13 protein-coding genes are annotated in these 13,330 nt (G+C 43.1%); 8 read left to right on the top strand and 5 right to left on the bottom strand.

The window, feature by feature from the left end:
• The first annotated feature begins 95 nt into the window (after positions 1 to 95).
• The 5 genes from CEQ32_RS05895 (at position 96) to CEQ32_RS23035 (ending at position 6,035) form a co-directional block, all read left to right on the top strand.
• Positions 96 to 731, top strand: coding sequence for a hypothetical protein (locus CEQ32_RS05895; protein ID WP_226871881.1), 636 nt, complete (start codon positions 96 to 98; stop codon positions 729 to 731).
• Between the two features lie 12 nt (positions 732 to 743).
• On the top strand, positions 744 to 3,047 hold the full coding sequence (locus CEQ32_RS05890; RefSeq protein ID WP_088585685.1) for a PglZ domain-containing protein: 2,304 nt from the start codon (positions 744 to 746) through the stop codon (positions 3,045 to 3,047).
• Positions 3,048 to 3,085: 38 nt separating this feature from the next.
• On the top strand, positions 3,086 to 5,137 hold the full coding sequence (gene brxL / locus CEQ32_RS05885; RefSeq protein WP_122040744.1) for a protease Lon-related BREX system protein BrxL: 2,052 nt from the start codon (positions 3,086 to 3,088) through the stop codon (positions 5,135 to 5,137).
• A 254-nt stretch (positions 5,138 to 5,391) separates the two neighbouring features.
• A complete protein-coding gene (locus CEQ32_RS23040) occupies positions 5,392 to 5,619 on the top strand; it encodes a HEPN domain-containing protein (RefSeq protein ID WP_226871880.1) in 228 nt (75 codons plus the stop codon).
• Between the two features lie 95 nt (positions 5,620 to 5,714).
• Complete coding sequence (locus CEQ32_RS23035) at positions 5,715 to 6,035, top strand: hypothetical protein (protein ID WP_226871879.1); 321 nt, start codon at positions 5,715 to 5,717, stop codon at positions 6,033 to 6,035.
• A gap of 112 nt (positions 6,036 to 6,147) precedes the next feature.
• On the opposite strand, the gene CEQ32_RS05875 is transcribed toward CEQ32_RS23035, so the two are convergent.
• Entirely contained in the window at positions 6,148 to 6,429 is a 282-nt protein-coding gene (locus tag CEQ32_RS05875) for a hypothetical protein (RefSeq protein WP_088585684.1), read from the bottom strand.
• Between the two features lie 41 nt (positions 6,430 to 6,470).
• Positions 6,471 to 7,754 carry a metallophosphoesterase gene (locus CEQ32_RS05870; RefSeq protein ID WP_088585683.1) on the bottom strand — a complete coding sequence of 428 codons (1,284 nt, stop codon included), beginning with the start codon at positions 7,752 to 7,754 and terminating at the stop codon, positions 6,471 to 6,473.
• A gap of 140 nt (positions 7,755 to 7,894) precedes the next feature.
• Here CEQ32_RS05870 and CEQ32_RS22935 point away from each other — a divergent pair, with 140 nt between their 5' ends.
• The 3 genes from CEQ32_RS22935 (at position 7,895) to CEQ32_RS05860 (ending at position 9,266) form a co-directional block, all read left to right on the top strand.
• Positions 7,895 to 8,050 carry a hypothetical protein gene (locus tag CEQ32_RS22935; protein WP_192959154.1) on the top strand — a complete coding sequence of 52 codons (156 nt, stop codon included), beginning with the start codon at positions 7,895 to 7,897 and terminating at the stop codon, positions 8,048 to 8,050.
• Positions 8,051 to 8,280: 230 nt separating this feature from the next.
• Positions 8,281 to 8,469 (top strand): hypothetical protein, encoded by a 189-nt coding sequence (locus tag CEQ32_RS05865; RefSeq protein ID WP_037427785.1) that lies wholly within the window; start codon positions 8,281 to 8,283, stop codon positions 8,467 to 8,469.
• Between the two features lie 563 nt (positions 8,470 to 9,032).
• Positions 9,033 to 9,266: a DUF6538 domain-containing protein gene (locus CEQ32_RS05860; protein ID WP_226871878.1), complete on the top strand. Its 234-nt coding sequence runs from the start codon at positions 9,033 to 9,035 to the stop codon at positions 9,264 to 9,266.
• 121 nt (positions 9,267 to 9,387) lie between these two features.
• Here the strand turns inward: CEQ32_RS05860 and CEQ32_RS05855 are convergent, their stop codons facing one another.
• Genes CEQ32_RS05855 through CEQ32_RS05845 form a run of 3 tightly spaced genes read right to left on the bottom strand, consistent with a single transcriptional unit; the run spans position 9,388 to position 13,224 of the window.
• A complete protein-coding gene (locus CEQ32_RS05855; protein ID WP_037417891.1) occupies positions 9,388 to 9,738 on the bottom strand; it encodes a YdbL family protein in 351 nt (116 codons plus the stop codon).
• A 24-nt stretch (positions 9,739 to 9,762) separates the two neighbouring features.
• Entirely contained in the window at positions 9,763 to 9,963 is a 201-nt protein-coding gene (locus CEQ32_RS05850) for a YnbE family lipoprotein (protein ID WP_011072131.1), read from the bottom strand.
• Positions 9,964 to 9,975: 12 nt separating this feature from the next.
• Positions 9,976 to 13,224: a YdbH domain-containing protein gene (locus CEQ32_RS05845; protein WP_088585682.1), complete on the bottom strand. Its 3,249-nt coding sequence runs from the start codon at positions 13,222 to 13,224 to the stop codon at positions 9,976 to 9,978.
• Between the last annotated feature and the right edge of the window lie 106 nt (positions 13,225 to 13,330).

Raw genomic sequence — 13,330 nt, 5'->3', positions numbered from 1 at the left:
TAGTTTTTAGCGAAACCATTTGATCATGCAACAAGATGCGCTTCCACTCTAATTTGATGATTTATTTGTAAATCATCAGGGGATTCTTCAGGGCTATGGAGTTTCTTGCAAACATGATACGCGAAATTCTAACTGAAGATGAAGATGGAATCATTCCGCTGGTGCCTAATGCTGGAGAGAAAGTCCTGCTTGATCGCATCGAAGAAAAATTTTTAGAAAAAGGCTTTAGTTCTGCTCAATATTCGAGCTTTGACACGGTAATTGGTCGTCCCATACATGAATACCTGAACAGAAGTTTTTTTGCGGAACTATCCAATCACTTGAATATGTTCCCGAACCTACCAAAAACCCCATTTATCTGGCATTTAACCAGTGGCCCAGAGCAAGGCTTCGATTGCTATATCATCATATACAAATGGAGTCGCGATAACTTGCTGCGATTGCGTTCTGTTTATATCGAAAACCGTGAACGCGCTTTGCAAAACCGCCAGAGTGATATTGCTGGCAATGAAAGCGCGGAAGCGCAAAACGAGAAAGATCGTATCTTTAAGCAATTGAAAGAAATCGACGCCTTTAAAAAGAAAATCGACGAACTATTGGCTGAAGGTTACAACCCGATTCTTGATGATGGTGTAGGCAAAAATATTGCGCCTTTACAGAAAAAGAAAATGCTGGCTTATGACGTATTGAATGCAGGCCAGCTAAAAAAATACTTGAACGCTGATTGGTAAGGATGCCCGACTATGATTGATACTTGGTTTAAAGAGGATTTAGCGCGCATCTTGGAACAGCACCCTGTAGCCGTGTTTATTGATGAAAGCGGCGAGGCGGAGTTTCTAATAAAGGGCCTGAAAGGACACTGTGAGGTGTACCTCACCAATGGCGAACTCGACGAGCTGGAAGCGAAATATCGCATTGAAAAAGCCCTGCAAGAGCATCCTAAATCTGAGCACAAGTACGTTATCTATACGCAAATCAGCAAAGAAGACCTAACCTTTGCACGTGAGTACTGTGAGACCAATGGTTGCATCGAAATTCGTTATTTGCAGAACTACATCAAAGATAAAGTTCACCGGACCTTAAACTTAAATATTAACTTGCCGAAAGACGAGTTGATCGCTGCTGCAAAAGTGAGTGTGGGTAAAGACCGTACCTACTGGATGGACTTAAGCCACAAAGGGGCCTCTGAAATCTTTGATTTAGACAAGGAACTGCTGCCCTTTGTTCATGACCCCGAAAACTATGTCACTGAAAAATACGATTCACAGCTGCGTGAAACCTTTTACCGCAAGGTTAATGAGCTGCTAGGCCAAGAATATATCGATAAACCTGCATCTACCCTGGCGTCTGAAGTTGTATCTGCGATGTTAAAGGGCTTGGCGGATAATGACTGTGATAAAACGTTGTTATCGGTTTACAACAGTTGGCTTGATTCGGTGAGTTATCGCAATTCATTTGGCTCATACCTCGCCAAACATAAGTTGGATTCAGCGTTTATTAACAGCAGTGCTATCTGGCAGATCAATCCCGACCACCCATTTAGGCAGGTGGATGAAGCTTGGTTAAAGGAATTAGGCAATAAACTGGCTAATAAATCTTTGACTAAAGGAGAGTCAGCACAACTAGTTGCGAGGCTGAAACAACGCCATCAAAGCAAACAGGCACAAGCGCTGGGCATTGTGTTTTGGAACGACATTATTACTTTGCTCGACTTTGATCCGAAGGATATGGCCTATTTAAGCAGCTTTGCTGAATGTGTTGAGTTTTACAAAAGACATTTCTGCCCGCTTGATACTGCCATACGTAATTTGTACACCGAATTTTTGCAACAACGTGACAGCCTTGAGCCTTTCCAAGAGCTTTACAAAGAGTACGTTACGCTGTTTTTAGATAAGTGGTTCCAGTATTTCAGTCAGTACCGGGAAGATCAAACTGGCATTTTACAAGCCATTATTGACCGCGACATCCAAATTGATCGCCCAGGAAAGAACAGCAAAATAGCCGTGATTGTAGGCGATGGCGTGGCCTACGAAATTGCCGAACAGGTTGCTATCAAGGTGAAACAGCTATGCAGCCATAGTGAGCTTACACGCAAGCATATTTTGGCCGACTGCCCCTCTGAAACTGAAAACAACATGAGTCATATCTACATGGCTAATGGTGTGGTTGAGGCTGTTCAAAACAAGCGCGAAAAATATCTCTCAGCCCAAAACTCTGGCATTAATATCGACTATATCCGTTTGGATGAAGTGAGTGATCAGGCTCTATCGGGTCAGGTGCTAATTTGTACCTATAAAGATATTGATGACATGGGTGATAAGCTCAATCATAAGGCGCTGAAATACTTCCCAGAATCTATCGATTTTTTTGCTGAAAAGATTAATCAGTTGCTCAATATCGGCTATACCAAAGTGTATTTAATCACCGACCATGGTTTCGTGTTGACTGGCTTGCTAAGCGAAGCCGATAAGATAGTGGTTAAGCCTTCAGGGCAAAACTACATTGACGAACGCTTTATCTGGACCAGTGACAAGCAAGAAAGTTTAATCCCTCAGTTTATTGAAGTAGCAAAGGCCTACAAAGATTACAACTATCTTTACTTTGCCCGCAGCATGAACCCGTTCAAAACCCCTGGCACTTATGGCTTTGCGCATGGAGGTTTAGCACCTCAGGAGTTGGTGACGCCTTATTTTTGTTGGGAGCAAGAAAGTGATGTTATGGGAGAGCTGCCTGTAACCATTGCGAACAAGCATGACTTGGTCAGTGTAACTGGAGAGCTGTACCAGCTAAAACTGCGGGCTGAATCGGGTGAAGGAAATATGTTCACGCTTGACCGTAAAGTGATGTTGTTGTTCTTTGCTAACAAAACCCAAGTGAACAAGAGCGATGTTATTACCGTGCAGAGTAATGCTCACGTTACTAAAGAGTACACCTTTGATGGCCATGAGGAGTTAGAAGTGCAACTGGTAGATGCGATTACAAAACAGCAGCTTGATCGTGTTCTTATTAAAAAGAATAACGACCGCGACCTTGGCGGATTATTTTAAGGTCAGTTATGTTAAAGAATGCGATAGAGGAATAGGCGATGGCCGTTTTGAACGATTTAGATCACAAGCTGTTAGAGCACTTTCGAGGCTATGTGGTAAAGAAAGACTTAGTGCGCATGGTAAAAGTTGGTGCCAACGTACCGGTGTTTGTATTGGAATATTTAATTGCTAATTCCTGCTCTACTGATGATGAAGAAAAAATTAAAGTAGGCATGGAAAACGTTAAGAAAATTCTTGGCGAGCACTACGTCAACCCTGAAGAAAGTTCTCTAATACATTCTAAAATAAGAGAAAAAGGTCGATTTAAAATAATCGATAAAATTTCTGTCAAACTGGATTCGAAAAAAGATATCTATTGGGCTCAGCTTCAAAATAGCAACATTAACAACGGTAATATCCGTGATGGTCTTGTGAAAGAGCATGAGAAAATGTTGATGGGCGGTATCTGGGCCATTATTGACGTCGAATATGACCCCGACATCAAAATTGGTCAAAATATCTATCCGTTTGTAGTGACCAATATAAAGCCTATTCAACTGTCGACCTTTGATAACAGTAAGATTATCCAGAAAAGGAATGAGTTTTCGAGAGATGAATGGCTGAATGTATTGCTGCGTAGCTGTGGATATGAGCCTGATGCTGAAGGGATGACAGCCCGCGTAAAAATGCTGTTACTTGCACGTCTGTTGCCAATGGTCGAGAGTAATTTTAACTTTGTAGAGTTAGGTCCGCGGTCAACAGGTAAGTCGTTCGTTTTTAAAGAGCTTACACCTTATGCCGTGCTTATATCTGGTGGACAAGGCACCGTTGCCAAGCTGTTTGTTCACGGTTCAACTGGCAAAGTCGGTGCTGTTGGTCAATGGGATGCGATATGTTTCGATGAGGCAACGGACAAGATCTTCAAAGAAAAGGATGCTGTTCCTTTAATGAAGGACTATATGGAGTCTGGCTCGTTTTCGCGAGCTGGTGCAGGAGGTGAAATTACTGGTGTTGCTTCCATAATCCTAAACGGCAATATAAATCAACCAGTTGAGACGGTATTGCAAACATCTCATCTATTTAGCCCGCTTTCTGATGAAGTGAACAACGATACTGCATTCCTTGATCGTATTCATTTTTATCTGCCTGGGTGGGAAATGATCAAGTTTGCTCCTAAGCACTTCACATCTAATTTTGGTTTCAGTACAGACTACTTCTCAGAAGCATTGAAGTCGTTTCGTCGCGTTACATACACTGATGCTCTTGAAAACTTTTTTTCACTAGGTTCACACTTGAAACAACGTGACACCAAGCCAGTGAAAAAGACGGTATCGGGTCTGATTAAACTGCTACACCCGAATGGTGAATACACCAAGGAAGATGTACGCGAATACCTCGAGATTGCTCTTGAAATGCGACGTCGCGTGAAAGAACAGTTAAAGCGAATCGGTGGAATGGAATTTTGGGACACGAATTTTTCTTATATAGACAAAGAAACGCAGGAAGAGCACTTTGTTGGCTTGCCTGAGGAAAAAGGATCTCACTTAATCGAAAATACGCCTCTGCCGCCTGGCGTTTGTTACACCAGTACAAGTGATGGTGACAATGTCGCGCTCGTGCGTATTGAAGCTGTTAGTACCTCAGGTTCTGGCAAGTTGAACATTTCCGGTGTCAGCAGCGTGCCGGTTAAAGAGAACATCAAGAACACTTATCAGTACATCAAAGCCAACGAGAAGACCATTTTAAGTGAAGTTCATTCGCTAAAAAATTATGATATCACTGTTCAGGTTACCAACATGCTAGGCGCATCTGTCTCTACTGGTATTGGTTCAGCAGTGTATATCGCAATAGTGTCTGCGTTATACAAAAAGAACTTAAAACCCGGCTTGGCGGTCCTTGGTAATATCTCTGTTGGCGGTGCCATCGAGCGTGCAATCAATTTTGCTGACAAAATCACGATGCTTTCTGAGAATGGAGCTAAATCGGTAGTTGTTCCTATGGATAACCTTGCCGAGCTGGCTAATTTACCAGCAAGCGTTTTAGGCCATACCGATGTGCCGTTTTACCAGAATAACCAGATGCTGATGCAAAAGGCGATATTGTTGGATTAGTTTGGTTGAGTTCTAGTAGATGAATAACTGGAGATAGGAGGGAGTTAATTGGTACATTAGACGCTAGTACATCTAAGCGTATAATCGTTGCCGGATATGGTGAGTGAAGGTATAAGGAATTGCAGAATCGAAGTACGGTTATTGATTGAATCGCTAGTCGAACGATTGTTTGCTTAAATGTGGTAACTCGTTTATGGGTAACATATTGAACGAGTTATCATTGCTGAGAAAAATCTTAAAAGGGACAAATAGCAATGGATTTTGTACAGCTAAAAAATCAACAAAGGATATTACGTGAACAGTTTCCGACTAATCTCAACTTGCGAGTTCATCGAGCGTTAAGCTGGTTGCAACGAGCTGAAATGGCGGATGATGACGATGGTCGTTTTATTTTTCTCTGGATAGCATTTAATGCTGCTTATGCCACTGAAATTGATGAACGATTTAAATTGTCAGAACAAGAATCTTTTAAAGTTTTTTAGAGAAGCTGTGCGAGTTAGATAAACAAAAACAGATAGATCTGTTAGTTTGGCGGGAATTTTCGGGGAGTATCCGTATCTTACTTGATACCCCGTTTGTGCTACAAAGTTTTTGGGATTTTCATAGTGGTAAAATAACTGAAGACAAATGGAAAGAGCGGCTTCAACAAGGTAAGAAGATGGCGAGTCACGCCTTATCGAGTGGTAATACTCCTATTCTGCTTGGTGTTATTTTTAACCGCCTTTATACGATGCGCAACCAATTAATCCATGGCGGTGCAACATGGAATAGCTCTGTTAATCGTAAGCAACTTAAAGATTCTGCTAGTTTACTCAGCAAACTTGTACCATTGATTATAGAAATAATGATGACTCATCCTGAAACACTTTGGGGAGATGCATGCTATCCTGTGGTATAAAAGCTAGGCGTACAGTCGATGAATTGCTACATGGTCGATTCATAGTCATGCATTCTGACTCGAGAATAAGCGCTTGGTTTGGATGAGCTTATGTACACAAGCATTTTGTGATTTAGTAACCCCAATCGGATCTTGAAGTCAGTTCTTGGATATTGGTGATGTTGCCATCGGCTTCGGTGAATGGAAAACCTGTGGACAGTTCTATCCCTAATGCATATGCATCGCAGCATGGGCAAATAGCATAAAAATCCTTCCCCTTTGCTAACACGCTCTCTGGAATCGATTTAATCGACGGACACAGCTCTAGTATCTCGAGCAATGTCTGATGGCTAATGTCTACTCGGGGAGTACTACACACTTTGCAACTATCACCCACTTTCAAATATCGTTTCATATATATTTCCTAATTAAGAGGTTGTTGATATATCTCTGCGCTCAATCCAGCACTGAATTCATCACCAGCCGTAAGCGCTTGGCTAATCGGTCTGCAGCGTCAGACTCCAACTCCTGATTGAAATAGCTTTTGGTTATACCCATCAGATAGCAGGATAACTCCTCCCAGCTAGCTTGTTGGGCCAACGTCGCCATAGGGGTTATATAGTCGTCATATTCATCGCGGCACTCATCGAATCCGTTGACGAAGGCTGGATCCCAATGGTTCAGTAGACACTGACGAATCTCCTCGCATTTTTCTGGCTTCAATAGTGCAGGGGTATAGCGATCGGCAAGCTGGTCAAATAACAGCCTCATCGCCGCAACTCCCTTTTGACCAAACTCCATGTCGCTTAAGTAGTTAAAGTTTCGCTCATGCAGTTGATGTTGCGTCTCATCATTCCACCAACTGTAAGCCACCAGCTCTCCTTGCACACTGGCCGCGTTGTAATCGACACATACCACCTTAGCGCTGAGTGGCGCAGGGAGTCCTGCTAGGGTGTAGTGACCAATAACAACGGGTATCTCGATTATCGGATTGCAATGTTCATCAGCCAGTGGAATAGGGGGGATACTATTGACCATATTGGGCTGTACTTGGGCTATATCTCTATAGGTTTTGGCCTCTTCACTCCACCATTTAATCCGGACTCTGTGACGCTCAGTCCCCGTTTTATCCTGGAAGCTATAACCCTGTGGTAATGCTAATTCTGGACCCTTGAGCAAGATTTCACATAGCTGATATAGCTCGTGCCGCTCGTCGAAGGCATTGGGCCAATGCTCAACCTTCAAGCTGTTATCCTCGTTGAGATATGGCAGAATTCTTTGGATGGTCGCCTCGTGCCAGCAAGCATGAATAGCTCTGACATGACCAAAATCATAAAAGAGAGGCAGCTTCATAAACCAGTCAATCCAAGCTTTATGCAACTCACTTCCCTCGTCCACATCTTGAAGGAAAAGTTGATGCTGTTTGCGGTTGTTATCATTGTGGCGGCGAAGCGGTAAGCCTGTATCTGGGTGCTTTAGTGCCCAACCCACGGCATTAAATTCATGGTTTCCCATCAAGCAACATGCGAGTCCCTGATCGCATAGATCCTTGACCAAGGTTAAAACCCCTTGATGATCGATTCCGTTCTCGTGGCCGTTATCGATCAGATCGCCGATGAAAACCAGCTGGCGACGTTCTTGAAGCAGATCCGCAATAAAATCGAGATGCTCGAGCAGTGCACGAAGCTTTCCGTTTTGCCCATGAATATCACCGATAAAAATCAAATCTTGTCGCGTCATAACTCACCAGAGATCAAACTGTGAAAAAACTTAGCCATAAAGAATAGGGTGCATAAACTCCGGATAAGAACATTCGAATAAATGGCCCTCGTTGAGCTCAGAATTTTAGACCAAGAGAAACCCATTACACCGGAGTGCCTATGCATAAATTAGTAGAAGTATATTATTATGTCGATGATTTTTTGATGTTTTTATTCGATAATGGGAAAGTTATGTTAACCGTTGGTATACTTCAACGTACTGACCGCATGACAATGAGCGAAGTGATGGCTAACATCATACTTTCACTTTCTTAAATAGACTCGTCCTAATTCATGTTGGTACTTTTAAACTCATTTAGAGAGAGTACTTCAGCAAATAAAATATCTTAGCGTGATTATTCACTCGCTTTTAAGTTTTAGATTTGTCGAGCATGTGGGGAAAGTCTGACCGAAGCTGTCCTAATAAGATAAGTAAGGTATCCTAGGTTGCCCCTGTGTGTTAGTTTGGTTGTGCAAGTATGAAAAACGGAAAAATGAGGTAATTTATGAAACTGGCAGAGGTAATCGAAGCGTTAGAGTTTAACGATTATCAATATACTATTCAGGGGAATGTTATCCGAAGTGGTGGTTTCACCATGATTATTGAAGATGACGTTATCAAAGTAACCAAGCCCTATCATGCCCCAATAGAATTTAATGATTTGGATAAGTTTAATTATTTCTTATCGTTATAAAGAAATTGAGAAGAGATGATGTTCATAATTCGTTGCCAGTTACAGAGTAAGATTCTTTTTTAAGCTTCACTGCTTGGCTGTTAGTGATAACCCCATTACTCAAAGAACGTCTGATCTAGGTATTGAAGCTATCAAAATAAATCACAGATGTGCGCATATTGGTCAAAAATGACGACTAGCGTAAATTGTGTCAAAATTTATATTGACTTTTGAGATTATGTATAAAAGTTATTTAATACAAATGCTTACCTTGTTATTTTGAACTGGAGTTGAGGAGTCGAATTCTCAGGGTAAGACATTGGTCTAATTGAAGAAAATATCAAAAATCGGAAGTAATGCAAAAAGTAATGCAGTCCTGCATGTAGTGTATATTAGTTATATTTTTCAATACGTTATATCATGAAGCAGACTCCCTCTCTCCCGCCACATTCTAAGAACCCGATCACATGGTCGGGTTTTTCTTTTCTATCATAACCTATGAATTATAGTTGCTAAATCCAATGGCTCACCAACCTTTGGCACCTTAAGGTGGTACAAAAGGGTGGTACAAAACGATGGCATTTATGACTCAACCATACCACGATCTAAAGTCTGGGATCTGGAAAATCCGTAAGGAAATTTCAGTGCATTTACGTCCGTTCCTTGATGGCAAAGTAGAGCTAAAACGAAGTCTAGGGACTAAGGATGCCTATGAAGCTAAAACAACTGCGGGTGGTGTGATTGTGGAGTTTGAGTCAGCTATAGCTTTGTTACGTCAAGAAAAAGAGCAGAAAATAACACCTGTACTGTTAGTTTGAGGGAGCAAAGCCATCAGGAGGATTACCATGCACGTGGCGGTCGATCTCGATAAACAAAACGCCTGCAATTGCAGGCGTTCTTCGATGGGCTTAGTCGGTGCTCAATTGTCATTAAAACAGGCTATTTCTTAACCCATTTGCCTTGAGCATTTTGCACATAGTTGCCTTTGTCTGTAGCCGCGATGGCTTTTTCACCAGCTAATTTGGCGACATCTGCGGCTGAAATATTATTCTTTTTGGCGATGGTTTCGTAGTGAGCGCGGCGCTTGTTGTTGACTTCATCCATCACGGCTTTGGCATCGCTATTATTTTGCACTAGACCTAAATAGCCATTGAGTTGCTCACCTAAGTAACCTTGGGATTTGGCTTCCTGCAATGACATGGCAAGGGCGTTTAAACTGAATAAACTCAGTCCGAGCAACAGGAGTAATGTTGGCTTTTGTAGCAGGGTCTTGAGTGACATTGATTTCATCGTATATTCCTTAATTCTTTGTGATTAGAACAACTTATCATCTGACAGAAGCTGGTCTAGCTCCTTGTCCACTTTGATTTTTATCTCGTGTTCAATTTTCACATTGAGATTAATCACAATCGGTTTATCCGGCGGCTCAATTTTTACTGTAGGCGCACAGCCTTGCAATGTGCCCAGTAGCAGCAATGCACCTAAACTAACTTGCTGTAATTGAATGATCTTCACTGAGGGTTCCTTTTACTTCACGGATTTTTCGATTCTATCCTGCAGATCGTTACCAATCTGAAGGCTCCTGAATAATTGCAGCATGTTCTCTTCATGAGAGTAATTCAAGTGGATAGGGCGTTCAATCCCTTTGCTGCGACCTTTGACTTCCACTAATAGGTTGGCATCGCCAGTTTGATCCATATCGAAACTACTGGATAACTGGCTGTATTCTAAGTGTTCGAGTGCCGAAAATACAAAGTCGAGATAGGGTTGTGATTGGCGCATTTGATCGACCGCTGGATTGCCAGATATGGCAATTAAACCGCCAGGCGCGCGGGCCGCTAATTGGCCGCCGCTGATCGACACTTTACCATCGACTAAGTCCACGGGTAACACGCCATCGAATATGCCATCGGCATAGATGCCTATTTGGGGTTGAATTCGCAGTACTTCTTCAAGATTCATGCCCTGCAATAACAAGTAAGCGTGGGATTTATCCTGTAGTTTTAAATTAAAATCCGGTAGTAAAAATTGGCCGTTCAATACTTTACCCTTGGCGGTCATCGACACGTCGGTATCACTTAAGCCCGTGAGTTGTTGCAGCCAATTATCGGGAAGCTTCTCTGCATCTTTGCCTAGGACAATATCGGCCTCTACTTCGATATCGGTCAAGGGGAAGCCGGGATCAAACAAGTTAAAGTTTATCATGGTCTGCGGGCAGTTCAGTCGACTTAAACTGCTGAAATCACCTGATGCTTGCGGCGTTTTATAGGATTGTCCCCAAGTGAACTCGCATTGGGCCTGTAATTTACCGCCCTCGAAGAGAATGTCTTTGTAAAAACCTTCCAGCTCGGTCATCGATTGGGTAATTTGCATCGCAAATTGGGTTTGTTCGGGCTGATGTGTCAGTTTAAATTGTGCCTGTAATTGGTTATGCCCGGTCATATTAAACTCAGTGGGTAACGGCTGGGTTTGATTAAGCAAAGATAGTGCCTCTGTCATGCTGGTATCGGCAACCCACTGGCCAGTTAACAGCAGCGGCAAGTTTGCATTGGCGAACTGCAATTGATGATGGCTTTGAAGTTGAACATTGCCGACTTGCCACTGTTCATTGCCGATAAGCGTGTTATTTTTCCAATGTAAATCTTGCACTAGGGCTAAGTTATCCAGCTTAAGCACAGTTTGTTTACGTGTACGTCCCTTCGCCGAGAGCAGCTTTTCAATTGATAACTGTTTGGCTTGCCAGTGGAGTGTATTTTTGATTTGGCTCGATTGAATCGCTGTTAAAAAAGGATTTTGGCTCGAAAAATTCACTGCCACGCCCTGTGATAATCCAAGGGAAAAATCCTGCACTGTTATATCGCTGCGGCTACTCAGACTGGTTTTTGTGCTGTTAATTAAGGCCTGCGTTTGGTGTTGTGCATGGGTATTGTCTATTGCAAGTGTTTCTACCGCTTGGCTAAAACGCAGTTGTGCCAGCGTGAGTGACATTGGAGGTAAGTTAAGCGCAAATTGACTCCCCACCGCGGTAGTCGCATCCTGTGCTGAAAATGATGTTGAGCTAAATGTGAGTGGAGCCATGGCATTTAGCTCAATATTGCCTAAGCCCAACTGGGTTTGTTTATTTTGGGTAACAGATGCTCGTGTTGCCTTATCTAGCTGAATATCCCTAAGTGTTAATTGCAGTGTATCCGTTGACTCAGTAGAGAAGGGCGCTGTTTTAAGTTGCCAATCGATGCCTTGGACTGACTGTTTAAGATCCATCGTTCCGGCAGTTTGCAAAGCGCCAGAGCCCCAATTTAACGCTTGAGGTGCATCTTGCCAGCGCTTGTGTAAGTCAAGGTCACGTAAGTTGAGCGGAGTATTTTGTTTAAGCGCGATGTGCCACTGCGTTTGCAACATCCATGTATCCGACTCTTTGGTTAAGTACTTGTTATTTAAGCGAGTGTTTGTTAGGCGAATGTGCGTCTCGAGTTTACTGCCTAAGGTGGATAATTCCACCGCGGGTAAGGTTAACGGCTCATATGATTTTGCTAATGCATAATGCAGCGGCTCAGTCATCAAGAATACCAGTCCAATCGGGGACTGGGTGCTTTTAAGCCCTGAGAGTAAAGTGTTAAGCGCTTGATAGTCAGTATTATTTAATTGCAAAGAGTGATTTAGGGCATCTAATAACAGCGCTTGTTGCGCGGCATTGGGCGTTAACGCAAGGCTAAAAGGCTCGAGTGTTAGATTCAGTGCTGCTAATGGACCACTGACATTAAACGCCAGTGTTGGTTGTGGTGCTAAGGTGAAGTCTGCAAAATGCGCCAAAGTGACACTCGGCTGGATAAACTGATGGTCACTCTTTATATCGCCCGTCGGGAGCTTGAAAGTACTTTGCGAGACTAACTGACCACTCAGTGTCACGCCAAGCGCTTGCCATTGTTCGTCCCATTGTATCAATTGGCTAAGAATACTGGTTGGCGTTTGGCGCAGGCTAATTTGATGCAGGCTCTCCAGCAGCGGCGCTATGTTCAGTTCACTTTTTAACGTCCATTCATCGCTGCCGAGTGTTGCAGCTAAGCTGATAAGCGGCTCGTCTTCATGGCTAAAGGCGGTGGTTAATTGTCCATAATGATTAAGGCTTAGTTTTTCCATCACCAGTTGATAGGCGCTGTGATTGGCTTGCGCTTTTAGCTTCAGTGTGGTTTTACCTATCTCAATTAAGGGTAATGAGTTGATGTTTAGCGCTATTGCGGGCGTTTGTTCATCGGCAATGTTGGGGCTTCGCTCAAAGAGTGATTGACCGAGCTCCACTTCAATCTCACCTGTACTAATGCGTTTGATTTTTTGGCTCAAGACATCAAGCTGGGCCAACTGGAGTAGTTCTGCAATACTTTGGGGCCAGCTTAATGCCAGTTGAATATCGAGATTTTTTACCACTAAGTGCGAGTCATGCACGCGCAGGTTGGCTGAACTGACTTGCCAATGTGCTAAGCCCATTTTTCCTAAGCGAATATCGGTCAGCTCACTGTCCATGCCGCTTAAGGCATAATTGGCGGCACGCAGAATAAGGGTTTCGGTCTCACTATTGACAATCCATACAGTAAGCGCAATACCCGCTAACATACTTGCCACTGTGGTGGCGATAAGGCTTTGTTTGACGCGCTTTTTGATTGTTGTTTTGCGTCTAGGCACGCCAGTTCCTACCGCTTGGGAATGTGACGTAGCAGCCGAGCTTGCCTGCGGTGCGGGTTCGGCGCTAGCCTTTTTCAGTGGTATTGGCGTCTTAACCATGTGAGTCGAATATCATCCTTATCATCAATGCGCTGTCGTTCACTCTAGTGCTGGCGATTGGAATACCAGCGATAAAGGGGCGTGGGATGAACGCCAGTTTAACACT

The organism is Shewanella sp. FDAARGOS_354, from assembly GCF_002209245.2.
Taxonomy (GTDB): Bacteria; Pseudomonadota; Gammaproteobacteria; order Enterobacterales; family Shewanellaceae; genus Shewanella; species Shewanella xiamenensis.
This window is presented reverse-complemented; position numbering and strand designations above follow the sequence as displayed.